This window comes from Bartonella sp. AP88HLJMH, from assembly GCF_042195605.1.
Classification (GTDB): domain Bacteria; phylum Pseudomonadota; class Alphaproteobacteria; order Rhizobiales; family Rhizobiaceae; genus Bartonella.
In genome coordinates this window covers 1-1082 of sequence record NZ_JBHIOR010000086.1, presented here as the reverse complement: position 1 = coordinate 1082, position 1082 = coordinate 1, and the positions used below count along the sequence as shown (strand labels likewise).

Here is a 1082-nt window from a genome sequence, read left to right as displayed (position 1 = left end):
GAAAATAGCAACATAAAAATATAACTTTTTAGCAATATGGATTCTACTGTGATCTTTTTTCAACAAAATATAGAAAATCTTCTATAAAACCTCACAGTCTATAGCCTCATCAAATATTATGCTTATCTCTAGATAAATACTGTGCATCTACAAAAAAATATTCACCCTCATTTAATAAAATAAGAATAAATATTGTTAAAAGAATCCCTTGCTATCATCAACGCAGCTTTAATCTTAAGCCAACATCTCTTCTCTAATCTCCGCAGAACTCGTTGCGGATATATTAGAGCAAATGAAGCCATCCTCTGATATATAACCAGCACCAAGAGCAAATGCGAATTGTCCACGCCATGCGCCGCTATCAAATGAAACAATCAACTTTCCTAGTGTATCGTTATAACGCAAACCTACCACTGCCAAACCAACAGCCGCTGCTTGTCTTGCTTCTTTCCGAACATCTTCAATAGCATAACTAAACATTTCAAATTTCATATCGGTGGAGGATTTCGATTCGTTAACACCATTACTCATCGCATTATCCTTGGATTCAGAAAAATATTTATCTACATATTTTTTCGTATCATCAAAAACTTTCTTAATCCGCTGCTTACTGTCATGTAACAACCAACTAGCCCCCTCCACGACTTCTGTCAAATTTGCGTAAAACACACCACTCTTCAGACATTTTCTCTTTTTTTATTTTCAACATTAATGCTGGCATTGTTATTTATGGGAGTCGTTCTTTTAATCGTGTAACTCTTTTCGCCTCTGTCTTGTATAGACAGAAGCGTTTTTGAAAATAATCGTAGTAAATTTTATTAATTTAGAGTTAAGCTTAATCCTACACCTACACCCCAGCGCCCTCCGGCACTTGTCACAGACAGACTAGAGCGAATATTTCCATCTTCAGATGTATAACCAGCACCAAGAGCAAATGCGGACTGATTAAGCCATATACCACTACCAAGTGCAACACTTAACTTTCCTGGTGCATCATTGTAACGCAAGTTGGACACCGCTAGACCAATAGCAGCAGCTTGTCTTGCTTCTTTCCGAACATCCTGAATAGCATAATTCAATGT

Annotated in this window: 2 protein-coding genes; both read right to left on the bottom strand. The window is 36.8% G+C overall.

Annotated elements, in window-relative coordinates; translation table 11 throughout:
* Positions 1–234 precede the first annotated feature (234 nt).
* On the bottom strand, positions 235–669 hold the full coding sequence (locus ACFIMA_RS09690; protein ID WP_375654233.1) for a hypothetical protein: 435 nt from the start codon (positions 667–669) through the stop codon (positions 235–237).
* A gap of 149 nt (positions 670–818) precedes the next feature.
* Positions 819–1082: YadA-like family protein (locus ACFIMA_RS09685; RefSeq protein ID WP_375612610.1), on the bottom strand; the 264-nt coding region annotated here is incomplete at its 5' end.